This is a genomic window from Nocardiopsis oceani (assembly GCF_054777395.1).
Genome location: NZ_BAAHAR010000004.1, coordinates 58,186 through 83,381, shown reverse-complemented (window position 1 = coordinate 83,381; position 25,196 = coordinate 58,186). Strand labels below are relative to the sequence as shown.

Genomic DNA, 25,196 nt, shown 5'->3' with positions numbered 1-25,196 from the left:
CATGTCCATCAGGAGTTGCGGGTGGAGCCCGGTCACCATGGCCGCCGGAGGTGCGGCCGCGGTACTCGTCCTCACCTCGTGCGCCGTCTTGTCCACGAACGACGGTGCTGAGGACACACCGGACGACGTCTCCACCACCATCACCGACGAGCCCGTCACCCTCACGCTCGCCTACACGGACGAGCCGCCCAGCGAGGCACTGGTGGACGGTTTCACCGAACAGCACCCCAACGTCACCATCGAGACTCAGCACACGCAGTTCACGGACTACGTCCGGACCATCACCCTCTCGATGTCCTCCGACGACCCGCCCGACATCGCCCAGTACAACCCGGGTGCCATGCGGTCGCTGATCCCGGCCGGCGAAATCCTCAACCTGGACGACCACGGCGAGGCCTACGGATGGGACGGGGCCTTCCCGGAGACCAGTCTGGAATCCCTGCGCACGAGCGAGAGCGCCACGGAGTACAACACCGGCAGCCTCTACGCCGTCCCCGGCGCACTCTCCATCCTCGGGGTGTTCTACAACCAGGAACTCCTGGAGGAGGCCGGGGTCGAGGAGCCGCCCGAGACCCTGGACGAGTTCGAAGAGGCGATGGAACTCGTGCGCGACGACGGCACCACGCCGCTGAGCCTCGGCGCTCTGGAGGTGGGCGGGGTCCACCTGTGGAACGCACTGCTCAACGGGCTCGGGGACGAGGACGAGTACCGCGACTGGGTGTACGGGGCACCGGACTCCACCATCGAGACCGACGCGGCCGCAACCGCCACCGAGACCCTGGCCCGCTGGGCTGAGGAGGACTACTTCTCCGAGGGCGCCAACGCCACCTCCGACGACGACGCGCTGGCCGACTTCGCCAACGGCGGGAGCGCCTTCCACGTGACCGGCAACTGGGCCGCGTCCCAGATCGCCGAAGAAATGGGTGACGACGCCGGGTTCTTCCTCATGCCCGGCACCGACGACGGCGCCGCGCCGGTGGCCTCCGGCGCCAGCGTCTCCTTTGCCGTCTCCTCCCAGACCGAGCACTACGACGAGGCGGCCGCCTTCCTGGACTACCTGCGCTCGCCCGAGGCCGCGCAGATCCAGTTGGAGACCGGGTTCATGCCCGTGGACCCCGACGCCCCCGCCGAGGGCGACGGCGTGATGGGGGAGATCAACGACGGCTTCTCGGAGGTCATCGACAACGAGGCCCTCGTCCCGTTCCCCGACTTCGCCACACCGGCCATGGGTGACCAGCTGGTCCCGGGCGTCCAAGGGGTCTTGGACGGGACCACCGACGACGAGGAGTTCCTCGGCACGCTCCAGGGGGAGTGGGACTCGCACCATGAGTGAGGGCGCCGTGGCGGACCCGGCCCGGCACCGCGCCCGCAAGCGGCGCGGGCGCGGCCGGGGCCAAGGCGGAGGGCTGAGCGCCTGGCTCTACCTCATGCCGGCGGTGCTCGTCTACGCGGGGTTCGCCATCTACCCGGCGGTGAGCACCCTGCAGTTCTCCTTCCTGAACTGGGACGGGGTGTCGCCGCCGACCGGGGAGGGGCTCGGGAACTACCTGCGGGTGCTGACCGATCCCCTCCTCGGGCGGGCGATCATCAACGGGCTCCTGCTCATCGTCTTCTTCACGTTCATCCCCCTCGTGGTCGGCCTGCTGATGACCGCGCTGATGCTCGGCCGGGTGCGCCGGGGGATGACTTTCTACCGGGTGGTCTTCTTCCTCCCCCAGGTACTTCCGCTGGTGGCGGTCGGTACGACCTGGCGCTGGATGTACAGCGAGCACGGGATGATCAACGAGTTCCTCCGGTCGATCGGCCTGGACCACGTGACCCGCGCGTGGCTGGGCGACCAGAACTTCGCGCTCATCGCCCTGGGGTTCATCGGCACCTGGTGCATGAGCGGTCTGTGCATGATGCTCTTCATGAGCGGCGCGCAGAAAATCGACTCCTCTCTCTACGAGGCCGCCGCCATCGACGGGGCCGGAGCCTTCCGGCGGTTCCTCAGCGTCACCCTGCCCGGGCTGCGCAAAGAAGTCAGCATCGCCAGCGTCATCACCGTCATCGCCGCGCTGGCCAGCTTCGACCTGGTGTTCGTCACGACCAACGGCGGCCCGGCAGGCGCGACCAACGTCCCGGCACTCCTGGTGTACCGGCTGGCCTTCAACGAGGGCCAGATCGGGGCGGCGAGCGCGCTCGCGGTGGTTCTGACCCTGCTCGTCATCGCGCTCGTCAGCACGATCCGGTATTTCGCGCGGGAGGACAGTTGAACCAGAGCACGCCGGGCACCGTCCTGCGCTACGGGCTCCTCAGCCTCCTCGCCGTCCTCATACTCCTGCCGTTCGTCGGGATCGTCCTAGCCGCGCTGCACCCCTCCAACAGCCAGGTCAGCGGAGTCAGCCTGCCGGACCAGTGGTCCTGGGAGAACTTCCAGCTGGCGTGGGAGGCGGGCAACTTCACCGACCTGATGCGGTCCAGCCTCATCATCAGCGTGGGCGTGGTGCCGCTGACCGTCGCCTTCGCCACGATGGCGGGTTTCGCGCTGTCGATCCTGCGGGTGTGGGGCGGCCGCGTGCTGTCGATCGGGTTCGTCCTCGGCCTGACCCTTCCGGTCGAGCTGCTGGTCATCGCGCTCTACTTCAACCTGCGCGAGGTCGGCATGACCAACGACTACCTCGGTGTCATCCTCGCCGAGATCGCCCTGTTCCTGCCCTTCGGCGTCTACTGGATGCAGTCGCACTTCGCGGGTGTGCCCAAGGAACTCGTGGAGGCCGCACGGATGGACGGGGCCCGGAACAGCACGGTGCTGGTGCGGGTCCTGCTGCCGATCTCCTGGCCGGCGATCACCACCCTCACGGTCTTGGTGTTCATGTGGTCCTGGAACCAGTTCCTGTTGGTGCTCGTGATGATGCAGGACCCCGCGATGCGCACCGCCCCCACGGGCCTGGGGCTCTTCGTGGGCCAGTACGGGACCGACATCCCGCTGCTCGCGGCCGCGAGCCTGATCGTCATCGCCCCGATCGTCGTGGTCTACCTGGTGTTCCAGCGCAGCTTCGTCAACGGCATCACCCAGGGGGCCATCAAGGGTTAGTGGCCGAGGGCGCCGAGTCGCGGGGCACCGGTCCGAAGAGTCACTGGAATGACCGTCCCCGGAATTGTGCACGAGATCTTTGATGGAGCTGGACTGTGGGCGGGAGGCTTCGGGACAGCGCCGTAGGATTCTGTTGTGTCGAACAGGCGTGTCTACCGGAAGGCCCCGGCCTACCCCATCGAGGCCGTGGACAACGTCCTCGCGCTGCAGGAGATGCTGCGGGACTTCGGCTCGGTCCAGCTGAGCTCCGCCGCGCGGGACCTGGGCGTCTCGCCGTCGACGGTCCACCGGCTCATGGCGATGCTGGTCTACCGGGGATACGCGGAACAGGACTCGGACCGGCGCTACGTGCCGGGCCCCGCCCTGGGCATCCCGCCGGTCGGCGTGCCGTGGACGGCCGAACTGCGCCGCCGCGCCCAGCCGCACCTGGACGAGCTCGCCGACGAGATCGACGAGTCGGTGAACCTCATGGTCAGGGCCGGAACCGGGGTCCGCTTCCTGGCGACGGTCCAAGGGACGCGCCCGCAGGTCGTGGGCGACCGGACGGGCGCGGTCATGCCGGCCAGCCGGGCGTCGGCAGGCAAGGCGATCCTCGCGTCGATGGCCGATGCCCAGGTGGAGCAGCTCTACCGGCGCCAGGCGGACCTCGACGGCACCGAGGTCGACGAGCGGTGGCTCCGCTCCCTGGTGGCGGAGCTCGCCACGATCCGGGGGCGCGGGTTCGCGGCCAACTTCGAGGACACGGAAAAGGGCATCAGTGCCCTCGGGGTCGCGGTGCGCGACGGGGCCGGTGACGTCGTCTGCGGCCTGACCGTCTCGGTTCCGCCGGCGCGCTTCCGCCAGGTGTTCGAGGAGGGGCTGGTGCGTCGTGTCCTGCGGGCGAAGGACCGCCTCGAAGCCGACCTGGCCGACTTCGAGGCAGGTGCCCGTTGAGGCCGTGGGCGTTCAGCGCAGGACTGGCTCGGCCACCTGAGGCACCATGACTCCGTCGAAGAACGCGGCCAGTTCCTCGTGGGCGTCCAACGGCAGCACGTGCGCGATGTACTGGTCCGGGCGGACCACGACGACGCACCCGTCCCGGCAGTCGATCCCGCGCTCGTCGTAGATGTGCGGGCCGTACTTCAGATCCGGCGTGAAGACCTTCTCGTAGTCCACCAGGCCGAAGCGCCCCTTGCGCGGGCGCAGGAACGCGGGCACTGACTCCACGGACACCTCCCGGTGCCCCTGCTGGATGACGGCGCGGACGTCGAACACCGCGTCCGGGTCGGCCCCGGCCGGTGTGAACCGCAGGTGCGGGGACCGGGCGGACCCGGCCAGGAACCGGCACAGCTGCGCGAGGCGGGAGTCCGGGTCGCTAGGGCGCGCGGAGTCGGCGAAGGCGTAGAGCCGCCAGCGCCCGTCGGCCCGGGCCACGTGCCCCAGACCCAGCGGCTTCGCGTCGGCCAGCCGCACCACTGGAGCGGAGTGGAAGCGCTCACCGATCGGGAAACCCGTGGCCAGGCCCTGGTGCGTGTCCGCGCCGGTGATCATCGACGGCGGGTACTTGGTGCCGAACCCGGCGGTGAAGCGGCCGCCGTCGGTGAAGATCCGCTGCATCTCCCTGGGGTCCATGCCGTCGGGGTTGTCGTCGCTCTTGGGTTTGGCGCCCATCGCGGAGGACCACAGCAGGTCGAAGTCGATGAGTTCCTGCGCGACCGCCCGGCGCTCGGACGAGTAGGTGTCCAACAGGGAGGCGGGACTGTGTCCGCGCAGCACGTTCGCGAGCTTCCAGCCCAGGTTGAATCCGTCCTGCATGGAGACGTTCATCCCCTGGCCGGCCTTGGCGCTGTGCGTGTGGCAGGCGTCCCCGGCGATGAACACGCGCGGGGACCGGGTGCCGCGGCCGGCAGGGGGCAGGTTGTCGAACCGGTCCGCGATGCGCTGGCCCACCTCGTACACGCTCCACCAGGCGACGTCCTTGACGTCGAGCGTGTAGGGGCGCAGGACGGACTGCGCGGTCTCGATGACGTCCTCCAACGTGAAACGCTTCTGCGCACCGCTTTCCTGGGGGTCCAGCTCCCCCAGGTCCACGTAGTAGCGGACCAGGTAGCCGCCCTCGCGGGGGATGATGAGCAGGCTGCCGGCCGTGGACTGCACCGCCGCCTTGAAGCGCACGTCGGGGAAGTCCGTGACGGCGAGGACGTCCATGACGCCCCAGGCGTGGTTGCGGGCATCGCCCCGCAGGTCCACGCCGATGGCGCCGCGCACGGACGAGCGCGCGCCGTCGCAGCCGACCGCGTACCTGGCTTGAACGGTGAACTCAGCCCCGGCGCCGTCACCCGAGGCGCGGCGCAGCGTCGCCTTCACCGGGTGGTCCCCGTCCTCGGCGGCGTCCAGGTCCACCAGTTCCAGACCGTAGGCCGGCTCTAGTCTGCTGGGGGAGTGGCGCATGTACTCGAGCAGGTACTCCTGCATGCGGGCCTGGTTGACGATCACGTGGGGGTACTCGGACAGGCCGTCCGCGACGTCCTGGACGCGGCCGCTGCGCACGATGGTGCCGGGGTCCTTCTCATCCGGTTTCCAGAACACGGTCTCGTTGACCCAGTAGGCCTCGCGCACCAGGCGCTCCGCCAGACCGAACGCGTTGAACATCTCCACGGTGCGGCAGGCGACACCGTCGGCCTGCCCCAGCTCCAGCGGGCCGTCGCGGCGCTCGACGACGAGGGTGGAGATGTCCGGGAACTCGGCCAGCTGTGCCGACAGCACCACACCGGCCGGACCGGTGCCCACCACGAGGACGTCGACCTCGGTCGGCACGGAACCGGGATGGGGACGGCCCGGTGCGACGGGGCGGATCTCCGGGTCCCCCGGCCGGTAGCCGTCGAGGTAGAACTGCACGGTGTGCTCCTGTGTGAATCGCGTAACGGGATGTGCTCACGATACGGACCTGTGGCCCAGGACACCCGGTCCTTCTGCTGGGCAGAACAACGAACAATCTGCGCGAACGGGCTTGACATGAACAAAGCTTGAGGTCTGATTCTGGACGTGTCCGGTTGAGAAACACAGTCAGGAGAACCTCATGTCCGCCATCGATTCCTCCAGCGTCGACCAGTCCGTTTCCGGCAGCATCCGCCGCCCAGGGCTGAACTGGTGGCAGGCCAGCCTTTTCGGCGCTGTCACCGCCACCGTCATCAACCTCGCGATATGGGGGGTCGCGGCGCTCGGGGGTGCGGCACTCGCCCTGTGGGACGACGGTGGGAACTACCCCATCGAGCTCGGATCGGTAGTGTTCTCCTCGGCCGTGCCCATGGTGCTGGGCATCGTCCTGGCAGCGGTGATCGCCCATTGGTGGACCGGGGTGATCCGTATTGCCCAGGTCGCCGGCGCCCTGTTCGCGGTGGGCACCCTGGGGGGCGTGTTCGCCTACAGCATCGACGTCGGGACCACCGTCGCACTCACCGCGATGCACCTGGTGTCGGGCGCTGTGGTCGTGCTCGCGCTGGAAGGCCTGCGCCGCCGTGTCCTGGACAGCCGTCGCACGCGCTAGGTGGCTGCGGTAGTCGGGCGCCGTCCCCACGGGGGCGACGGCGCCCGACGCACGTCCTTCATGGCCGCACCTGCCGCACCCTGAGCTGTTGGGTGGGGATGTATGCGTTTCGGCAGACGCGTCAGCGGGTTGCGCGGACCTAGGTTGGCGGTTTCTCGATCGCCGACCCGGAGGTGCCGCCGTGCTGCGTGCTGTGACCAACCGAAAGAGACGACTGACCTCGCTCGTGCCGATGACGCTCGGGGCTGTGTTGGTGGTCGGCTGTGCCGGTGCCCCCGGCGCGGCGGACGGGAACAATGCCGACCCGGTCGCCCACGGTGAGGCCGACATGACGCCCGAACCCGACTGGCGCGCGTGTACCGAGGAGGAGGTCTCCCCGTCGGCCCCGGACGGGGCCGAGGACCCGCCCGACGTTGAGATCCCCGATGACCTGCGGTGCGCAGAGGTCGGGGTGGCCGTGGACCACGACCACCCCGGCGGGCGTACCACCGCGCTCCAGGTGGCCAAGCTGCCACACACCGGTGACGGCGAGAGCAGGGGCACGGTCCTGTACGTGGACGGCGGACCAGGCTCACCCGGAATCCCCACCCTTGCCGTGAACAGCGAGGTCGCCGCCGAACTGCGGGAGGACTTCGAAGTGGTGACGTGGAACGCCCGCGGCACCATGGGCGAGACCGCCGAGCTCCTGCCCCACGAGGTGTGCGGCGACCGCGGGCCGGAGTTCGTCAGCGCCCAGACCGAAGAGGAGTTCGACGAGGTGGTCGCCGAGCACGAGGCGGTTGCGGACGAGTGCCGTGACCACGACCCGGACCTGTTCGACGCCATGAACACCCTGCAGCACGTGGGCGACATGGAGGCCATCCGGGCCGGACTCGGAGAGGAACAGCTGAACCTGTACGCCCACTCGCACGGCGGGGTGCGCGCCACCGCCTACGCGGAACTGCACCCCGAACGACTGTCGTCGGTGTTCCTCGACAGCATCGTCAACTGGGTCTCCGACCGGGAGCACACGGAATCGACCCTGGCCGACGAACTGGAATCCCAGTTCGCGGACTTCGGTCAATGGTGCGCCGAGTCCGAGGAGTGCGCGCTCCGGGGGGAAGACGTCGAGGAACGGTGGCAGACGCTGCTGGCCAGGGCCCACGAGGATCCGATCCCCGCTGGAGCGGTGAGCCTCGACCGGGCCCAGCTGTCCCTGACCGGTGCGTCCGTCATCAAGGCTGAAGAGACGTGGGAGGCCTTCGCGGAGGCGATCGGCACCACGTTGGAGGACGGGGACGCGACCCCGTTCCTGGACCTCACCGGCGGGAACCTGCCGATCACCCCCAACTTGATCCACGCCGATCGATGCGGGGACTGGGTGCCATACGACGACTTCGAGGGCTACCAGGAGGCCACCGAGAGCGCGGTCGGGCTCTCCGACAACTTCGGCCACGGACAGGCCGTCAAGGACCTGAACTGCGCGTCCTGGCCCTACGAGGGCGTCAACCCGCCCGGCCCGATCGACGCCGAGGAACCACCGCCGTTCCTGCTAGCCGCCTCCGAGCTGGAGTACGCCAACAGCGCACCGGCCGTGGCGGACGTCCCCGGTTCGGCTACGGTGAAGGTCGAGGGAACGGGCCACGGCCTGTACTTCCACGCCCCCAACAGCTGCCTGATCGAGCACGTCAACCGGTACTTCGTGGACGGCACCCTGCCCGGAGAGGGCGCCTACTGCGAGCTCGACTAGTGGCCCGGTGTTCCCGGCGCCGGTGAACGCCCGGGGGTCAGGTTCCGCGCACGCGGACCAGGATCCCGTCGAGGGCCTGCCGCACGGCGTCGGGAACACCCTGTCCGCGGAGTTCGTCCCTGAGCTGTTCGTTGATCCCGCAGGGGGTCCCGTGCCGCTCGGACAGCTCCGCAATCGCGTCGTCCGAGCGGGTCAGGGACCGTCCGACCTGACCGAAGACGTGCGCGGTGTAGGCGGCCGCGTCGTCGGCGTCCACGCCCTGGTCCGCCATCCAGGCCGCGATGGTCGCCAGGTAGTCGAGGTGCGCGGCGAAGGTCGCCGTCGCGGCGCTGAACACCTCCAACGCCGGTTCGTCACCCGGAACCAGGACCCCGCCCACGGGGGTGAACAGCGCTCGGGCCGCTTCGTGGTCCGGGTACACCACGGTCAGGCTCTGCCGGTGGGAGGCCTTGGGAAGCGGAATGGTCCGGACGACCGCGCGGGCAGGCGCCGCCCACGCGGAGAGCTGACGCAGAGGAATCCCGGCCACCGCGCTCAACACCACGTGCTCTTCCCGGAACGACAGCTCCGCCAGGACGTCGTGGGCCAGTGGGGGCCGGACCGCGATGAGGATGGTGGCCGCGTTCTCGAGTACGTCCTGGTTACTCCCGCAGACCCGCACGTTGGGGAACCGGAGTGCCAGGTCACGTCCCACTTCACGGCCGCGAGGCGACAGGAAGACGGGCGGTGGTTCGGCCGCCCCGGCGCTGAGGCCCTCGACGATGGCGGCGGTGATCTCCCCGGCGCCGATGAACCCGTAGGGTAGCGCGGCGTTCGCTGGGAACGGCTGCGGTTCAGCTGAGCTTGGGGCGGTCTGGTCCGGCACGGATCTCCTCGGGTCGGGTGTACCCCAGCGGGGTGCACTGGTTAGGGCGGCCAGTCAGCGAAGACCACACGGTCCGGCCCCGTGAGGTGTCCGCGCAGTACTTTCGCGGTGCGTTCCGGCAGGTTGACCAGGACGGCCGTGCGTGCCAGGTCGAGCATGGGGCCATCGGCGGCGCTGTCACCGTAACCGGCGACGATCTCGCCCTCCACACCCGACTCAGTGAGCATCTCGACCTTCCGACCGCCGTGACAGTGTCGGTCCGCAACCAGGCCTCCCGCGCGCCTTCTGAGGGTGGAGGCGACCACTTGGATCCGGGGGTCGATCGCCCGGCACAGCGGTAGCGCGAGCACGTCTGCACAGGCGGTCACGACCGCGACGTTGTCGTTCGCGTGGAAGTGCTGCGCCATGGCGTCCGCGCCGCCGGGCCTGATCCGGTCGTTCACGTTGAGGCGGTGCAGGTATCTCTGGACGATCCGGTCCAGCTCTGCGTCACTCATGCCGACGGTGCCTATCCAGAGGAGGACCGAACCGGCGTGGATTCGCCACGTCCGGCGGTGGAGTAGGAGGGCGACCAAGGGCGAGAGTAGGAGGGTTCCGGCCGCGCGAAGAGGATTGCGCCGCAGCAGGTGGCCCGTGAAGCGCGCGAACGAGTCGTGGTCGAGCAGAGTGTCGTCGAGATCAAACAGCGCCCAGGACACGCGCCCCCTTTCGGTCTTCGATCGTATTCCGCCTGGCCACCGGGGCCGCGGCAGCCATCCTTCCGTTGGGGCTTCGGCCGCGTCAAGGTCGGAAGGGGGCCGGGCCAGGTGCCATCCTGGGACGATGGGCGAACCGATGCGGGCTCGGGTGCGGGTGACCGGTGTGGTGCAGGGGGTCGGGTTCCGGCCGTTCGTGCACTCCCTGGCGGAGCGGCTCGGATTGGCCGGTTTCGTCGGGAACGACGCTGAAGGGGTCTTCATTGAGGTGGAGGGCCTTGAGGCGCGGGTCGACGTCTTTCTGCTGGCGTTGCGGGGCGAGGCCCCTCCGTTGGCCGCGGTGGAGAGTGTCACGAGTGCCGAGATCCCGGTGACCGGTGAGTCCGGTTTCGCCATTCGGGAGAGCGCAGCGGGCGGTTCGCGGAGCACGCTGATCGCTACTGACAGCACCACCTGCGAGGACTGCCTGCGGGAACTCGGTGACCCGGGTGACCGGCGGCACGGCTACGCCTTCGTGAACTGCACCAACTGCGGGCCGCGGTTCACCATCGTCACGGGGATCCCCTACGATCGGCCGTTCACGACGATGGCCGGGTTCGGGATGTGTGCACGGTGCGCTGAAGAGTACGAAGACCCGGCTGACCGGCGGTTCCACGCGCAGCCGGTGTGCTGCCCCGAGTGCGGGCCCCGGCTGAGGCTGGTGAACGAGAGCGGGGACGGGATTCCGGGTGATCCGATCGCTCAGGCCGCCCTGTTGTTGGGGGAGGGTCGGATCCTGGCGGTCAAGGGGCTGGGCGGCTACCACTTGGCCGCCGACGCCACCGACGAGCGGGCCTGCGCGGAACTCCGGGCGCGTAAGCACCGGGAGGACAAACCCTTCGCGGTGATGGTCCCGGACATGGACGCCGCCCGGCGGTTGTGCGCGGTCGACGGGGCGGCGGAGCGGGTTCTGACGGGTAGGCGTCGCCCGATCGTGTTGGTGCCGCGACGCCACGGGGCGCGGGTCGCGGAGGCGGTCGCTCCGGGGAACCGGGAACTCGGGCTCATGCTGCCCTACACCCCCATGCACGGACTCCTGCTGCGCGCGGTGGGCCGCCCGTTGGTGTTGACCAGCGGGAATGCCTCTGATGAACCCATCGCCTTCGAAGACGGGGACGCTTTCGCGCGGCTGGCCCCGATCGCGGACGCGGTTCTCACGCACGACCGGCCGATTCACGTTCGCACGGACGACTCGGTGGTACGGCCGGGGGCGGGAACGGAGGTGCTGATCCGGCGCTCGCGGGGATATGTCCCCGAACCCGTCGCCGTGCCGTGGACGTGGCCTCGGGCGGTCCTGGCCTGCGGCGCGGAACAGAAGAACACCTTCTGCCTGGCCAAGGGCGAGCGCGCGTTCCTGTCGCACCACATCGGTGACCTGGAGAACCTGGAAACCCTGCGCTCGTACACCGAGGGGATCGACCACTTCAAGGCGCTGTTCGAGATCGCCCCGGCGGTGGTCGCGCACGACCTGCACCCGGAGTACCTGTCCACCAAACACGCCCGCTCCTTGGACGGCCCCCGGGTGGGGGTCCAGCACCACCACGCGCACATCGCCGCCTGCCTGGCTGACAACCGGACCGACGAGCCGGTAATCGGGGTCGCCTTCGACGGCACCGGTTACGGAACAGACGGCACGATCTGGGGCGGGGAGTTCCTGCTCGCGGACCTCGTGGACTTCGAGCGTGCGGGCCTTCTCGATCCGGTTCCCATGCCGGGCGGGGCGGCGGCGATCAGGCACCCCTGGCGGATGGCCGCCGCCCACGTGGACGCTGCCTTTGGCGGTGCCCCACCGGAGGACGTGGACGTGCGGCGGCGCAACGAGCGTGCGTGGGACACCGTGGTCACCATCGCCCGGAAGGGCCTCCACACCCCGACAACCTCCAGCGCCGGTCGCCTGTTCGACGCCGTCGCCGCGATCGTGGGCGTTCGGGACTCGGCCAACTACGAGGGCCAGGCCGCGATCGAGTTGGAGCAGGCCGCGGCCCCGGGGGAACGGCGCGCCTATCCGGTGACCGTGCGCGACGGGGAACCGCTGGGTGTGGAAACCGGAGAGCTGGTGCGCGCGGTCGTCGAGGACCGTCGCGCCGGCGTCGATGCCGCTCTGGTCTCCGCCAGGTTCCACAACGGGCTGGCCGACGCGATCGTGCGCGCCTGTGTGCTGCTGCGGGAACGGAGCGGGCGCACGGTGGTCGCGCTGTCGGGCGGGGTGTTCGCCAACCTGTTGCTGCAGGCGCGCACGGTCGAAGGCCTGCGGGAACAGGGCTTCCGGGTCCTGACCCACGCCAGGGTGCCCTGCAACGACGGCGGGATCAGCCTGGGGCAGGCGGCGGTCGCGGGCGCCCGCGACCGCGCCGGGCTGGTCGGGTAGGGCTGCTCAGGCCGTGCCGGTCGGAGCCGTCTGTTCGAGCTGGTCCCGGACCCCGCGCGTGCGCAGCCACCCGTACCAGTCGGCCATCCCGTCGCCGCGCGTAGCCGACACCGGGAGGACGTCGACGCCCGGGTTGACGGCGTGCAGGTGCTCGGTGAAGCGTTCGGTGTCGAAGGCGAGGTGCGGCAGCAGGTCCGTCTTGTTCAGCAGGACCAGGTCCGCGCCCCGGAACATGTGCGGGTACTTCAGCGGTTTGTCCTCGCCCTCGGGCGCGGACATGATCACCACCCGGGTGTGTTCGCCGAGGTCGAAGAGGGCGGGGCACACCAGGTTGCCGACGTTCTCGATCAGCACGATCGACCGCTCCGGCGGGTCGAGCCGTTCGAGCCCGCCCGCGAGCATCTCGGCGTCCAGGTGGCATCCGGCCCCGGTGTTGATCTGGACGACGCGGCAACCGGTGGCGCGGATGCGTTCGGCGTCGAACAGCGTCTCCTGGTCACCCTCGATCACGGAGACGGAGAGCTCCCCGACGGCGCCGATCGTGCGTTCCAGCAGAGTCGTCTTGCCCGAACCCGGTGAGCTCATCAGGTTGACCGCGGTGATCCCTCGGGCATCCAGCCTAGCCCGGTTGCGTGCCGCGAGGGCGTCGTTCTTGGCGAGCACGTCCTGTTCGAGCTGGACCGTCCGGCTCACCTCGTGGCCGTGCCCGTCACCATGCCCGTGGCCGTGATCGTGGTGGTCGTGCCCGTGGTGGTGCCCGTGCTCGTGGGCATGTTCGTGGTCGTGCCCGTGTTCATGGTCTGCTTGTCGGGGCACAGCGACCCCGTCGATCCTCGTTCCGGCCTCGTCCGAACAGCCGCATGTCGCGCACATGTCACGCCACCTCCACCGATCTGATCCGTAATCGCGTTCCGCTCAGGAGTTCCACGTCTGAGCTGCCGCAAGCGCAGAGGACCGTCCAGCCCTCCGGGGTGAACTCCGTACCGCACGACGCGCAGAGCGCCCGCCCCTCCGGTTCGTCGATGTCCAGCCGGGCGCCCTCCAGCGTGGTGCCCTCGGCCACCAGGTCGAAGCAGAACCGGACCGCTTCCGGGATGACCCCGGAGAGGGTCCCCACCTCGAGCTGCAGGCTGCGGATACGCGTCTCGCCCATCCGTTCGACGACGCCGTCCACGATGTTCTCGGTGATCGCCAGTTCGTGCACCGCTCACGGACCCCCTTCCCGGGCCGGGGCTGCGGGCCCTTCCGAGGACGCGGCCTCCCCCGATGGCCCACCGGTGACGCGGCCGCTGATCCCCTCATCGGGGCGGCCCATCGTCTCCAGCCCGGACATCGCCCGTTCGGCCTTGCTCTGGTCGACCTTCTCCATGGCGAACCCCATGTGGATCAGCACCCAGTCGTCCGGACCCACCGTTCCGGGGTCCAGCAGGCCCAGGTTCACCCGGCGGTGCGCGCCGGCGACATCGACGATCGCGAGCTGGTCGTTGTCGGCCACCAGCTCCACCACCTGTCCCGGGATCCCCAGGCACATCCGGCACCAACCCCTTCGTTTCCGCTGTGTCCCCGCCGGTCACATGTTCCGGATCCGCATGTACCGCTTGATGTCCGGCACGGAGTGGATGATCAGCGCCACCAGCCCGCAGGTGGCGACGATGAGGAGGATCGTGGTGAGTACTCCCAACGTGCGCATCTAACTCTCCTTCTCGTGCTCCAGTAACTCGCGTAACTCGTGTTCCAGCAGTGAACGCACCGCGGCCGTGGCCGGGCCCAGTGCGCGGCCGACCGCCTCGGACAGGCCGATGGACTCCTCCGTGCTCTCCGGTTCGCAGCCGACCACGAAGGTGCGCGGCAGGCTTCCGCCCAGCGCCGCCACGGTCGCCAACACCGTGGCGGGGTGCATGGCGTGCGCGTCCACCCCTGCGCCGTCCACCGGTTCCAGGTCTTCCCCGCCCACCTCGATCACCCGGACGGCCCCCGGCCCTTGGCGGCCGGGGAGCGCGTCGATGAGGACGAGCGCTTCGTAGCCGTCCAACAGGTCGTAGGCGAGGTGCAGGCCGCGGACGCCGTAGTCCACCACTCGGACGTGGTCTGGCAAGGGCTCACGCGCCAGGGCCCGGGCCGCCTCGCAACCGAACCCGTCGTCACCGAGGAAGATGTTGCCGATGCCCGCGACCAGGATGTCCGTGCTCATGGCGCCGCCTCCGGGCGTCCGGTGCCCTGCGGTCCGGTGTCCTGAGTACCGAGCGGTTCGACCTCGTCGGGCCGGAAGTAGAGGTAGCGCCCGTACCACTGGTGCAGGTCGCTGGCGGGGTCGTCGCGCAGCACGACGGCGATGTGGGTCTGGCCGTCCACGTCGTGGTGGACACCGGTCACGGTGGCGACCTGACCGGCGAAGAACAGGTCCTGGGCGTCCGCCCCGGCGCCCGGGCGCAGGCGCACGGTACTGTCCCGCGCGACGGGCACACCGCCCACCTCCACGGCGTCGGTCGCCGGGTCCACGCTGGCGTCCACGCCGGGGTCCCACCACGGCTTGCCCCCACCGAAGTCCGTCCCACCGGTATCCGGCCCCTCCGGCCCCTCCGGCCCCTCCGGCTCCGCCGTGGCCCCGGGGGTGGCCCACACGGGGATCGTGTCGCCGGGCCCCGCCTCGGGGGAGGGGGACTGCCGGGGGAGCCGCTCCGCCGCGGAGGCGTGCATCCCCTCCAGGTCAATGGCTGACATGCCGTCGCAGCGGTCCACGATCTCCGCCGCGCGGGGGTCGGTCGCGCGGGCCTCCCGCTTCTCCTCGTCGGTCAGCGTCATGACGCGCAGCGACAGCAGTTCGTCGATCTCAGTGGAGTCGAACAGGTCCCCGGTGCTGCGCTCCGCGATCCGGGGCCGGTCGTAGAGGATGATCGGCGCGGCCAGGACGACGTCGTGGTCCTCTTCGCCGCCGATGAGCACCGGCCAGAGCCGGTGGCTCCGGCACTCCTGCGCGGCGGTCTGGGCCGCGTCGGGCGGATCGATCACGGACACGAACCTCCCCCCGAACGCCTGGAGGGTGAGGTGGGCGCTGATGAGCGAGTACCGGAGCGCGCGGGAGCGTTCGTCGGCGTGCTGGTGGTCCGCCTCGGTGGGGGCTTCCCGGAGCGGCCAAGTGCGGATGTTGGTCAGTTCCAGCCGCACAGTGTGCAGCGAACCCTCGTTCCCCGAATCCTCGCGGCGCACCCCGCTCAACCGGAGTGACGCGCTCAGCGGCCAGCGGCGGCGCACCACCCGCCCCACCAGTGCTCCCTCGCCGTCGTGCAGCTCCTGAACGTCCATCCCGCCGGACACGCCGACCTCGAGTTCCGCGGCGCCCGCGCGCAGCGCGCCGACCCCGATCCGGCCCAGGTCGACCTCCCGGTCGACCGCCTCGTCCCAGCTCAGCCAAGGGCCGTCGGTACTCTCCAACACGGCCACGGGGGAGTACCGGCCGTCGCCGAGGTACCGCTCGACGGTGCGCGCCTGCAGTTGGAGGAACCGCGCCCGCACCCCGGCTTCGGCGTCGTCGGCGCCCTGAAGCAGACAGTCGGTGGCCATCGCCGAGTCCTCGCCCGCGCCCGTGCCGTCGGCGCCCTCGGGGCCGAGGACTCCGAACTGCCACCGGACCCGGTTCTTGGCCGACGAGGCCCGGTAGGGGTAGAGGAGGTACCCCTCGTACAGGACGGCGTCGGCCACGGCCCGGGCCTCCCCCAGGAGCCCGTCCGCCGTCCCTCCGGCACGATCCGCGCTCATGGCGCACGCACCCCCGCCTGACCGGCCTCCACCTGCTTGGCCCCCGCCACATCGGCGCCCGCCTCGTGGAGCAACCGGGCGCAGGCCTGGTCGAGACCGTGCAGCCCCCGCTCGTTCTTGAACCGCTGGAGCGCGGCAATGGTCTCGTGGTCCAGCCGCACCCACCCGAGGCCGGGGAAGTGCTGTTGCACCAGCTGGTGCCAGACGCCTACGGGCATCCGGTAGTCGATGTCGTGGTGCCAGGGGACCCGTTCCACGGCGAACCCGGTGCCGCCGCGGGTGAACACGGTCCCGGTGAAGCTCAGCGACAGCGGGACCTCGCCCGAACCCAGGGCGTGCAGGTATTTGGAGGCGGCGACCTCGAAGTCGTAGCTGACCGGCATGGGCAGGTCCGCCTCCGTGTGCTCCCGGAAGCCCTGCACCATCGTGGCGCACTGGGTCCACATGAACGGTTTGAGCGTGCGCCCCCACCGCGACGGGTCGCCGAAGAGGTCGGCGAGCCCGGCGCGCTCGGCTTCGTCGTACCGCCTGCGCTGTGCGTCGATGCGCACCTGGGCGCGCAGCGCGATGGCGTGCACCCGCTCACCCGTGGACTCGCCGATACTCAGGCGCACCTCCAGGGTCGGGGCGGCGGCGTACGGCTCCGGCCGGATGTCCAGAACCTCGAAGTCGAGTTCGCTCATGGCGACCCCCGCGGTCTCGGGACGGGTCCGGCAGCGTCGGTGCCTCCCCAAGCATCCGCGGCACCCGAAGCGCCGACCGCAGCCCACGCGTCGGCGGTCGGCCGTGGTCCCCTGGCGGGGCGGCAGCGGCGGCGCAGGTCGGCGAAGAACGCCGCCAGGCGCTCGCGGACCTCCTGGCCGCCGTCGAAGCCCCGCCAGGACACGCGCAGGTGCCCCACCAGCTCGTAGCAGGCGTCGACGGGCACCAGAAAGCACTCGAACCGGCCGTCGTCGCCGGCGCCGGGCGGGGTGAGCCGCTCGGCGTCGGGCCCCGCGACCAGGATCGCCTCCACGTTCGGGACGGCCTGGCGCAGCTCAGGGTTGGCGTCCAGGATGTCGTCCCACGCCTCGATGGGCAGTTCGGACTCGGTGGCCCCCGCCGGGCTGGGATAGAACGCGGCCGTGCGGTCCAGCCGGGAGTTCCGGAAGAAGAACGCCATGCCCACCGGGATGCTCAGCGCGTCCCAGCGCGCCTGGTCGAGCGTGAACCCGTCGAAGGACAGGTAGCGCTCCGGGACGGTCTGGTACCGGCCCGCGGCCGCCCCCTCGGGCATGAACAGGAGCGCGCACGGGCGGCAAGCGCACAGCAGTTCGCGCGAGTCCAGGTCGACCACGTGGGAGTGGTCGCCGGGCACCGGTCGCGCGCACATCTCGCAACGCTCCTCCGGCAGGCCGGGGTCCCGGTCGGTGCCGAGCACCGCCCGGCGCAGGGTCCGGACCGCGCGGCCGTTCGAGGTCCACCGCCGCTCCGTCACGCGGGCACCCCCTTCGGCAGCGCGATCTCGACCGAGCCCTCACTGACCAGCAGGGGCAGCGGTTCCAAGTGCAGGTTCGCGTCCCGCAGCTCCACCCCGGCCTCGCGCACGTCGAAGTGCGCCCGGCAGTGCGGGCAGACCAGGGCGGCCGACCCCGCCGCGGAACCGGCGACGCGTTGCAGGCTCGCGCCGCCCAGACCGCCGCCGCAGGATGCGCACCGGTCCCGGTAGGCGTAGTGGTCCGGGCCGACCCGGCACAGCACCACGTCCGTGCCGGCCACGGTGATCGCGCGGGTCTGGCCGGAGGCCAGGTCGGGCAGGGCGACGGTCTCCCACACTGCCCCTTGGGCGCCCTCGTGGCCGGACCCGGGCGGGCCGTCCTGCGCGTGGACCCGTTGGAACAGCGAGCCCAGCGGGATGAGCGACGGCGCGTCGGCGTCCTCCGGGGAGTCGTCGCACTCGATGCGCTCGACCTCCGGTGCCGCCGCCTCGACGGCGCCCTCCACGGCCAGCTTGAGGGTCACCGCGGACGACGGGCACCCCTGGCAGTTGCCGAGCATCCGGAGCCTGGCCACCCCGTCGTCGGTCACTTCCAGCAGCCGGACGTCACCGCCGTGCGAGCCCATGTAGGGGCGCACCCGGTCCAGTGCGCGCTCGATCCGGGTGTGAACGTCGTACGGGTGGATGCCGTGCAGCAGCAACAGCCCCGACACCAGGTCGTCGTCGGCGAGCCGGTCGAGCAGCTGGTCGGTGAGGGCTCCGGCGTCGTCGGCGATCTCCAGGACGCGGTTCAGGCCGGAGCCGTGCCACTCGACCACCAGCCGGACCAGTTCCTCGGCCCGCTGCTGTGCCAGGGGGCCGCTGGCGGCGAACGAGGCCATGAGCTGCTCGATGCGCTCACCGCCCGGTTCGCCGGACTGGTCACCGCCCTGTTCGTCGTATGGCCCGCCGTGCTGGTCGACCTGCGCGCCCTGCCGTGCGTCGGTGTGTGCGGTGCTCATTCCTCCGGTCGACCCCCGCTCGGCGAGTGGAGGCGGTCCAGGGACTTGCCTTTCCCGAGGTACATGTGCACACCGCAGGGCAGGCAAGGATCGAAGCTGCGCACCGTGCGCATGATGTCGATGCCCTTGAAGTCCTCCCGGTCGTTCTCCTCGAACAGGGGCTGTTCCTGCACCGCGTCCTCGTACGGCCCCGGCGTGCCGAAGCTGTCACGCGGGCTCGCGTTCCACGGGGTGGGCGGGTACGGGTGGTAGTTCGCGATCTTGCCGTCCCGCACCACCATGTGGTGGGACAGCACCCCGCGCACCGCCTCGGTGAACCCGCAGCCGATGCCCTCGTCGGGCACGTCGAAGGGCTCCCAGGTCTTGGTCCGCCCCGCCTGGATCTCCGCCGTGGCCTTCTCGGCGAAGTGCAGCGCGCACACCGCTGCGTAGGCCTGGAAGTAGGTCCGTGCCCGGTTGCGCTCCAGGGTGTTGCTCCACTGGGGCACCTTCCACTCCAACTCCACGGGTGGCTTCAGCCCGGTCTTCGGCAGCTGCATCCGCACGCTGTTCCCGGTGGCCTTGAGGTGCTCGGTCTCCACCAACCCGGCCAGCGCGGTCGCCCACAGTCGGGCCAGAGCGCCGCCGCCGGTGTCCAGCGGCAGGTGGTCCTTGCCGTCGAACCAGCGCGGCGACATCACCCAGCTGTACTTGTCCTCCAGGTCGCGGCGTTGCGGGTGCGGGTTCGTGTGCTGGTTCCACGGGTGCCGGGAGTCGACCGGGTTGCCGAGCGGGTCGCGCTCGACGAACTTCTCCTGCCCCTTCCAGTCGTCGTAGTAGGAGCTGCCGAGCAGGATCCGGATGCCCAGGTTGATGTCCACCAGGTCCGTGGTCACGAGCTTGCCGTCCACGACCACACCCGGGGTCACGAACATCCTGCGGCCCCAGTCGGTCATGTCGCCGTAGGAGAAGTTGCAGATCTCGGGATCCTGGAAGGAGCCCCAGCAACCGAGCAGGATCCTGCGGTTGCCGACCTGCTCGTACCCGGGCAGTGCCTCGTAGAAGAAGTCGAACAGGTCGTCGTGCAAGGGCACCGACTTCTTCATGAACTCGATGTAGCGCATCAGGCGGGTCATGTAGTCGGTCATCAGCTGGATGGTGGCGACCGTGCCCACACCCCCGGGGTACAGCGTCGACGGGTGGACGTGGCGCCCTTCCATCAGGCAGAACATCTCGCGGGTGGACCTGCTGACCTGCAGCGCCTCCCGGTAGAAGTCGCCGGAGAACGGGTTCAGCGCGCGCATGATGTCCGCGATGGAGCGGTAGCCGTGCGCGGCGGCGTTCGGCGCCGGGGTGTTCTCCGCCTGGGCGAGCACACCCGGGTTGGTCTCGGAGACCATCTTCTCGCAGTAGTCGACGCCGACCAGGTTCTCCTGGAAGATGTTGTGGTCGAACATGTACTCGGCGGCCTCGCCCAGGTTGACGATCCACTCGCCCAGGTGCGGCGGCTTCACCCCGTAGGTCATGTTCTGCGCGTAACAGGAACAGGTGGCGTGGTTGTCGCCGCAGATGCCGCAGATCCGGCTCGTGATGAAGTGCGCGTCCCGCGGGTCCTTGCCCTTCATGAAGATGCTGTAGCCGCGGAAGATCGACGACGTGCTCTTGCACTCGGCGACGGTCTGGTTGGCGAAGTCCACCTTGGTGTAGATCCCCAGGCTGCCGACGATCCGGGTGATCGGATCCCAGTTCATGTCGACCAGGTTCGGCTGCTCTCGGCTCTCGGTCTCTGCCTTCTGACGTTGTCTGGTGGCCATGGGGCGGCCCTCCGATGTGTCGGGTCGGTGCGGGGTCCTCGGCGGGCCCGGCCCCGGAGTCGCTCAGGGCGCGCCCGCCACCGCTGTCAGCGAGACCCCCTGTAACCGGTGGTGAGCTGGCTGCCGCGCCTGCGCCACTTCGGCTCCTTGTCGAGGGTGCTGCTCGTCAGGCGGCGCAGAGAGCGCATCGTCGCGCCGTACCCCTTGACCACCGTGGTGGACAGCTTGCCGCCGGGCGGCTCGTCCATGAACGGCATGAACTTGTCCGGGAAGCCCGGCATGGTGCAGCCGATGCAGATGCCGCCGACGTTGGGGCAGCCGCCGATGCCGTTCATCCAGCCGCGCTTGGGCACGTTGCACTTGACGACCGGCCCCCAGCAGCCGAGCTTGACGATGCACTTCTCGGAGCCGTACTCCTCGGCGAAGTCACCCTCCTCGTAGTAGCCCGCACGGTCGCACCCCTCGTGCACGGTCCGGCCGAACAGCCACGTCGGCCGCAGCGCATCGTCCAGCGGGATCATCGGCGCCTGACCGGTGGCCTGGTACAGCAGGTAGGTGAGCGTCTCGGAGAGGTTGTCGGGCTGGATCGGGCACCCCGGGACGCAGACGATCGGCAGCCCCGCCTTGGACTTCCAGTCCCAGCCGAGGTAGTCGGGCACGCCCATGGCGCCGGTCGGGTTCCCCTCCATGGCGTGGATCCCGCCGTAGGTGGCGCAGGTGCCGACCGCGACGATGCCGAGCGCCTTGGGCGACAGCCGGTCGATCCACTCGTTGGTGGTGATGGGCTGCCCGGTAGCCGGGTCGTTGCCGAACCCGCACCAGTAGCCGTCACCGCTGACCGCCTCGTTCGGGATCGAGCCCTCCACCACGAGCACGAACGGTTCCAGCTCGCCGCGGTCCGCCTTGCGGAACCACTCGAGGAAGTCGTCGGCGCCGCCCTCGGGGCCGCACTCGAAGTCGATCAGCGGCCAGTGCATCGCGACGTTGGGCAGCCCCGGCAGGGCGCCGAGCGCGATCTCCTCGACACTGGGCTGGGTCGCGGCGGTCAGCGCGACGGAGTCGCCGTCGCAGCTCAGCCCCGCATTGATCCACAGCACGTGGATCGTGGTGTCCTCGGCCTTCTTTCTGGTCTCGCGCGCGGCCGCGGCCTTGGTGTCCGCTGGCATGGCGCCACCACCTCCGTGGGTTGCCGCCCGGGGCGGGCCCGGACGGGGCGACTCACTGTTCTGGCTGTGCCGACCGCGTGGGGCCGGTCAGTGGGTGTCGTCGCGATGGCAAAACCTCCAGCGGCTGCGGCCCCTCAGGCCTGGGCGTGGGCGACCGCGAGGCCGCCGTTGGTCAGTTCCAGCTGCCGGGCGGTCCGCCGCCGCAGCTGGGTGAGTTGTCGGGAGGAGAGCGCGTCGCAGATCCAGTCCCAGTGCAGGGCGACCCGGTCGCCTTCGCGGACACGGGGGAGCAGGGAGCGGCCTCCACTGGCCCAGCGGGGGAGTTCGGTGCGCGGCGGTCCCAGTCCCAGCCGGGTGCCGTCCCAGGTGAGCGGTCGCGACCGCACGAGCGCGTGGTCGCCGTCCACGGCCACGACGGTGCCCCACCGGATCCGGCACCGGTCGAGGACGGACAGGGCGGGCTGGCCGTCGCCGACCCCGAGCAGCCCGGTCCACGGGTAGACCTCGAACACGTGGTAGCCGTGGTGGGCGCGGGCCGCCCCCGTTACTGCGTCCGGCCCGGTGGGGCCGCCGGAGGCCTCGGACGGGTACTCCGGGGTGAGGCCGGAGAGGCGGGCACCGTACTGGTCGCCGAACCGCTCGGTCACCGCCCGCGCGAACTCCGCACCGCCCAACCGTTCCAGCAGCGGGTTGCCCAGCCAGTAGGCCTCCACCACGCGGTGGGCCAACGGGTCCGCGACCCCCGTTCCCCGGGCGAGCGTCTCCAGGTAGCACCAGGCGCCGTCGAACCGTTCGGCCAGACTCCTCAGGCCGTCGGCGGTACCGTCCTCGGCGGCGTGCCGGGTCGCCGCCAACAGGGGGTCGGGGTCGGCTGGGCCGCAGTAGCCCAGCTCGTTCGGCGGATAGGCGTAGCGCGCGAACATCGCCGCGCCGCTCTCCTTCGCGTGCACCGGGCCCCCTCCCCAGCAGCCGGGTCAACAGATGCGGGGGAGTTGCTCCCCCACCGGCAGGTCCACCACCCTCGTGGCGCCCAGGCCGGTACGGCTCACCATCACGCCGGGGTGCTCGGCCACACACCTGCCGATCACCGCCGCCCGGCACCCCAACTCGTGTCGGCGCATAGATTCCAGCACCTGGTCGGCGTCCTCGGCCGACACGATCGCCATCAGCTTGCCCTCGTTGGCCACGAACATCGGGTCCAGCCCCAGCAGCCCGCAGGCGTTGGCCACAGCGTCCGGGATCGGCAGCGCGTCCTCGGTGATCTCGATACCGACCTCGGAGGAGACCGCGATCTCGTTGACGGAGGCGGCCAGGCCTCCCCGGGTCGGGTCGCGCATCACCCTGATGTCCGCGCCGGTCGCGATCATGTCGGCGACCATGCCGTTCAGCGCGGCGGTGTCGCTCTCCAGGGCGGTGCCGAACTCGATGCCCTCGCGCACGCTCATGACCGCGATGCCGTGCACCCCGATCTCCCCGCTGAGCAGGACGACGTCCCCGGGCCCTGCCCGGTCCGGACGGATGTCCACCCCGGGGTCGACGATCCCGACCCCCGCCGTGTTCACGAAGATCCCGTCACCGTGCCCGGACTCGACGACCTTGGTGTCACCGGTGACCAGCTGGACCCCGGCCCGGCGGGCGGCCTCGCCCATCGTGCGGGCGACCCGGTGCAGGTCTTCCAGGGGCGTGCCCTCCTCGAGGATGAAGGCCGTGGACAGGAACAGCGGGCGCGCCCCGGACATGGCCAGGTCGTTCACGGTGCCGTTGACGGCCAGGTCCCCGATGTTGCCCCCAGGGAAGAACATCGGCCTGACCACGAACGAGTCGGTCGAGAACGCCACCCGCTGGTCGGCGACGGGCAGGACCGCCGAGTCGCCGAGGCCGTCCGCGGCGGCCTCGCCGTAACCGGGCAGGAACAGGTGGCGCACGAGCTCCCCGGAGAGCGCGCCGCCCGCGCCGTGCCCCATGGTGATGTGCGGGGCGTCGCGCAGCGGTGCCGGGCACACCCAGCCGTCGATCGTCGCGGCCCGCTCGGTGCCCTGGCCGACCCCGCGCTCACCGTCCTGCTCCGTGGCGCCGTTGAAGCCCGCCAACACGTCCTCGCTCATCGCGCCGCCCCCGCTCCCATGACGTCGAGCCTGCGGTACTGGTAGTACGCGGCGCAGGCGCCCTCCGAGGAGACCATGGTCGCGCCCAGCGGGTTGCGGGGCGTGCACTCCTTGCCGAAGGCCTCGCACTCGTGCGGTTTGATGAGCCCTTGGAGGACCTCGCCGGAGCGGCAGACGGTGGACTCCTCGGTGCGCATCCCCTCGACCTCGAACCGGTACTCGGCGTCGAAGGGGCGGTACTTCTCCGCCAGGCGCCAGCCGCTCCGGGGGATCATCCCGATGCCGCGCCAGGTGCGGTCGGTGACCTCGAAGACGTCCTCCAGCATCTCCCGCGCCGCCGGGTTGCCGTCCTCGTACACGGCGCGCTGGTAGGCGTTCTCCACCTCGTGCTTGCCGGACTCCAGTTGGATGACGGTCTTGCGGATCCCGTCCAGGATGTCCAGCGGCTCGAACCCGGTGACCACGATCGGCACCCGGTACCGCTCCGCCAGCGGCGGGTACTCCCTGGTGCCCATCACGCTGCACACGTGCCCGGCGGCCAGGAATCCCTGGACCCGGCAGGAGGGCGACTCCATGATCGCCGCGACGGCGGGCGGTACGAGCACGTGCGAGACCAACAGGGAGAAGTTCGGGATGCCCAGCCGGTGGGCCTGGTAGACCGTCATCGCGTTGGCGGGCGCCGTGGTCTCGAAGCCGATGCCGAAGAAGACGACCTGGCGGTCGGGGTTCTGCTTGGCGATCTTCAGTGCGTCCAGCGGCGAGTAGACGAGGCGGACGTCGCCGCCCTCGCTCTTGATGCGGAAGAGGTCGCGTTCGCTGCCGGGCACGCGCAGCATGTCACCGAAGGAACAGAAGATCACGTCCTCCCGTGCCGCGATCTCCAACGCCTTGTCGATGATCTCCAGCGGGGTGACGCACACGGGGCAGCCGGGGCCGTGGATCATCTCGATCTCGTCCGGGAGGAGCTGGTCGATCCCGTGGCGGATGATGGAGTGCGTCTGCCCCCCGCACACCTCCATCATCGCCCACGGACGGGTGGTGGCGTTGCGGATCTCGGCGAAGAGTTTGTGCGCCAGGTCCGGGTCGGAGAACTCGTCCAGGTACTTCATCGCTGCCTCGGAACCTCGACTCCGGCCTGGCGGGCGGCCTGGGCGAACTGGTCCCCGAACTCCTCCTCGAGCAGTCCGAGTCCTTCGAAGTTCGCCAGGGTCTCCAGCGCAGAGGCTTCGTCGAGTCGTTGGATCGCGAATCCGACGTGCACGATGACGTATTCACCGAGGGACACATCGGGGATGTACTGAAGGCATACGTCCTTCAGCGCTCCTCCGAAGTCGACCTCGGCCATGGGTGTGCCGTCCTCTTCGCGGAGTCGGATGACCTTGCCGGGTACGGCGAGGCACATGAGCGCCTCCTCGGGTTGTGTTCTGAGTCACAACAACCTCTTCCGAGTCTCCTTCCCCGCGCCTTGGGCGTCAATCGGCGGGCGGCCGCCCGAAGCGCAGGTGAGAGCCGCACGAATCCGGTGCGGGCGGTCGGCGGGGCCGGCCTGAAATGGTCCGTATCGCCGCGCACACGGGCTTCGCACAGGGCCCGATACCGC

Annotated in this window: 25 protein-coding genes; 7 read left to right on the top strand and 18 right to left on the bottom strand. The window is 70.3% G+C overall.

Annotated features, from left to right (window positions below; all coding sequences use genetic code 11):
- Position 1: 1 nt before the first annotated feature.
- The 4 genes from ACYVDG_RS03245 (at position 2) to ACYVDG_RS03230 (ending at position 4,009) form a co-directional block, all read left to right on the top strand.
- The gene (locus ACYVDG_RS03245; protein WP_460746739.1) at positions 2 to 1,333 is read left to right on the top strand and encodes an ABC transporter substrate-binding protein; all 1,332 of its coding nucleotides are present in this window, start codon (positions 2 to 4) and stop codon (positions 1,331 to 1,333) included.
- Complete coding sequence (locus ACYVDG_RS03240) at positions 1,326 to 2,255, top strand: carbohydrate ABC transporter permease (protein ID WP_460746738.1); 930 nt, start codon at positions 1,326 to 1,328, stop codon at positions 2,253 to 2,255. The genes ACYVDG_RS03245 and ACYVDG_RS03240 overlap by 8 nt, the downstream gene beginning before the upstream one ends.
- Positions 2,252 to 3,076 (top strand): carbohydrate ABC transporter permease, encoded by an 825-nt coding sequence (locus tag ACYVDG_RS03235; RefSeq protein WP_460746737.1) that lies wholly within the window; start codon positions 2,252 to 2,254, stop codon positions 3,074 to 3,076. Before ACYVDG_RS03240 ends, ACYVDG_RS03235 begins: the two co-directional genes overlap by 4 nt.
- A 135-nt stretch (positions 3,077 to 3,211) precedes the next feature.
- A complete protein-coding gene (locus ACYVDG_RS03230) occupies positions 3,212 to 4,009 on the top strand; it encodes an IclR family transcriptional regulator (protein WP_460746736.1) in 798 nt (265 codons plus the stop codon).
- 12 nt (positions 4,010 to 4,021) lie between these two features.
- Here ACYVDG_RS03230 and ACYVDG_RS03225 read toward each other — a convergent pair whose 3' ends face one another.
- Positions 4,022 to 5,953 carry an FAD-binding monooxygenase gene (locus ACYVDG_RS03225; protein ID WP_460746735.1) on the bottom strand — a complete coding sequence of 644 codons (1,932 nt, stop codon included), beginning with the start codon at positions 5,951 to 5,953 and terminating at the stop codon, positions 4,022 to 4,024.
- A 181-nt stretch (positions 5,954 to 6,134) separates the two neighbouring features.
- Here ACYVDG_RS03225 and ACYVDG_RS03220 point away from each other — a divergent pair, with 181 nt between their 5' ends.
- Together ACYVDG_RS03220 and ACYVDG_RS03215 are read left to right on the top strand one after the other, a co-directional pair.
- Positions 6,135 to 6,602 (top strand): DUF6069 family protein, encoded by a 468-nt coding sequence (locus ACYVDG_RS03220; RefSeq protein WP_460746734.1) that lies wholly within the window; start codon positions 6,135 to 6,137, stop codon positions 6,600 to 6,602.
- Positions 6,603 to 6,783: 181 nt separating this feature from the next.
- Positions 6,784 to 8,331 (top strand): alpha/beta fold hydrolase, encoded by a 1,548-nt coding sequence (locus tag ACYVDG_RS03215; protein WP_460746733.1) that lies wholly within the window; start codon positions 6,784 to 6,786, stop codon positions 8,329 to 8,331.
- A 37-nt stretch (positions 8,332 to 8,368) separates the two neighbouring features.
- On the opposite strand, the gene ACYVDG_RS03210 is transcribed toward ACYVDG_RS03215, so the two are convergent.
- Together ACYVDG_RS03210 and ACYVDG_RS03205 are read right to left on the bottom strand one after the other, a co-directional pair.
- Positions 8,369 to 9,196, bottom strand: coding sequence for an NAD(P)-binding domain-containing protein (locus ACYVDG_RS03210; RefSeq protein WP_460746732.1), 828 nt, complete (start codon positions 9,194 to 9,196; stop codon positions 8,369 to 8,371).
- 41 nt (positions 9,197 to 9,237) lie between these two features.
- Complete coding sequence (locus tag ACYVDG_RS03205; protein WP_460746731.1) at positions 9,238 to 9,894, bottom strand: HAD family hydrolase; 657 nt, start codon at positions 9,892 to 9,894, stop codon at positions 9,238 to 9,240.
- Positions 9,895 to 10,018: 124 nt separating this feature from the next.
- Between ACYVDG_RS03205 and hypF the strand changes: the two genes are divergently transcribed.
- Positions 10,019 to 12,298 (top strand): carbamoyltransferase HypF, encoded by a 2,280-nt coding sequence (hypF, locus tag ACYVDG_RS03200; RefSeq protein ID WP_460746730.1) that lies wholly within the window; start codon positions 10,019 to 10,021, stop codon positions 12,296 to 12,298.
- Between the two features lie 6 nt (positions 12,299 to 12,304).
- Here the strand turns inward: hypF and hypB are convergent, their stop codons facing one another.
- From hypB to ACYVDG_RS03125, 15 genes are all read right to left on the bottom strand, one after another.
- Positions 12,305 to 13,171, bottom strand: coding sequence for a hydrogenase nickel incorporation protein HypB (hypB, locus tag ACYVDG_RS03195; RefSeq protein WP_460746729.1), 867 nt, complete (start codon positions 13,169 to 13,171; stop codon positions 12,305 to 12,307).
- A 1-nt stretch (position 13,172) separates the two neighbouring features.
- Positions 13,173 to 13,502 (bottom strand): hydrogenase maturation nickel metallochaperone HypA/HybF, encoded by a 330-nt coding sequence (locus ACYVDG_RS03190; RefSeq protein ID WP_460746728.1) that lies wholly within the window; start codon positions 13,500 to 13,502, stop codon positions 13,173 to 13,175.
- A gap of 3 nt (positions 13,503 to 13,505) precedes the next feature.
- The gene (locus tag ACYVDG_RS03185) at positions 13,506 to 13,829 is read right to left on the bottom strand and encodes a HypC/HybG/HupF family hydrogenase formation chaperone (RefSeq protein ID WP_460746727.1); all 324 of its coding nucleotides are present in this window, start codon (positions 13,827 to 13,829) and stop codon (positions 13,506 to 13,508) included.
- A gap of 39 nt (positions 13,830 to 13,868) precedes the next feature.
- A complete protein-coding gene (locus ACYVDG_RS03180; RefSeq protein ID WP_460746726.1) occupies positions 13,869 to 13,988 on the bottom strand; it encodes a DUF6893 family small protein in 120 nt (39 codons plus the stop codon).
- A complete protein-coding gene (locus tag ACYVDG_RS03175) occupies positions 13,989 to 14,489 on the bottom strand; it encodes a hydrogenase maturation protease (RefSeq protein WP_460746725.1) in 501 nt (166 codons plus the stop codon).
- A complete protein-coding gene (locus ACYVDG_RS03170; protein WP_460746724.1) occupies positions 14,486 to 16,054 on the bottom strand; it encodes a hypothetical protein in 1,569 nt (522 codons plus the stop codon). The genes ACYVDG_RS03175 and ACYVDG_RS03170 overlap by 4 nt, the downstream gene beginning before the upstream one ends.
- Positions 16,051 to 16,737 carry a DUF6084 family protein gene (locus ACYVDG_RS03165; RefSeq protein WP_460746723.1) on the bottom strand — a complete coding sequence of 229 codons (687 nt, stop codon included), beginning with the start codon at positions 16,735 to 16,737 and terminating at the stop codon, positions 16,051 to 16,053. The genes ACYVDG_RS03170 and ACYVDG_RS03165 overlap by 4 nt, the downstream gene beginning before the upstream one ends.
- Positions 16,734 to 17,531, bottom strand: a complete 798-nt coding sequence (locus ACYVDG_RS03160; protein ID WP_460746722.1) for a DUF5947 family protein — start codon at positions 17,529 to 17,531, stop codon at positions 16,734 to 16,736. Before ACYVDG_RS03160 ends, ACYVDG_RS03165 begins: the two co-directional genes overlap by 4 nt.
- The gene (locus ACYVDG_RS03155) at positions 17,528 to 18,532 is read right to left on the bottom strand and encodes a NifU family protein (protein WP_460746721.1); all 1,005 of its coding nucleotides are present in this window, start codon (positions 18,530 to 18,532) and stop codon (positions 17,528 to 17,530) included. Before ACYVDG_RS03155 ends, ACYVDG_RS03160 begins: the two co-directional genes overlap by 4 nt.
- Positions 18,529 to 20,325, bottom strand: coding sequence for a nickel-dependent hydrogenase large subunit (locus ACYVDG_RS03150; RefSeq protein ID WP_460746720.1), 1,797 nt, complete (start codon positions 20,323 to 20,325; stop codon positions 18,529 to 18,531). Before ACYVDG_RS03150 ends, ACYVDG_RS03155 begins: the two co-directional genes overlap by 4 nt.
- Before the next feature lie 86 nt (positions 20,326 to 20,411).
- A complete protein-coding gene (locus tag ACYVDG_RS03145; protein ID WP_460746719.1) occupies positions 20,412 to 21,491 on the bottom strand; it encodes an NADH-quinone oxidoreductase subunit B family protein in 1,080 nt (359 codons plus the stop codon).
- Positions 21,492 to 21,625: 134 nt separating this feature from the next.
- Positions 21,626 to 22,441 carry a DUF6390 family protein gene (locus tag ACYVDG_RS03140; protein WP_460746718.1) on the bottom strand — a complete coding sequence of 272 codons (816 nt, stop codon included), beginning with the start codon at positions 22,439 to 22,441 and terminating at the stop codon, positions 21,626 to 21,628.
- Positions 22,442 to 22,465: 24 nt separating this feature from the next.
- Positions 22,466 to 23,596 (bottom strand): hydrogenase expression/formation protein HypE, encoded by a 1,131-nt coding sequence (gene hypE / locus ACYVDG_RS03135; protein ID WP_460746717.1) that lies wholly within the window; start codon positions 23,594 to 23,596, stop codon positions 22,466 to 22,468.
- On the bottom strand, positions 23,593 to 24,705 hold the full coding sequence (gene hypD, locus ACYVDG_RS03130) for a hydrogenase formation protein HypD (protein WP_460746716.1): 1,113 nt from the start codon (positions 24,703 to 24,705) through the stop codon (positions 23,593 to 23,595). Before hypD ends, hypE begins: the two co-directional genes overlap by 4 nt.
- On the bottom strand, positions 24,702 to 24,998 hold the full coding sequence (locus ACYVDG_RS03125) for a HypC/HybG/HupF family hydrogenase formation chaperone (RefSeq protein ID WP_460746715.1): 297 nt from the start codon (positions 24,996 to 24,998) through the stop codon (positions 24,702 to 24,704). Before ACYVDG_RS03125 ends, hypD begins: the two co-directional genes overlap by 4 nt.
- Positions 24,999 to 25,196: the final 198 nt, after the last annotated feature.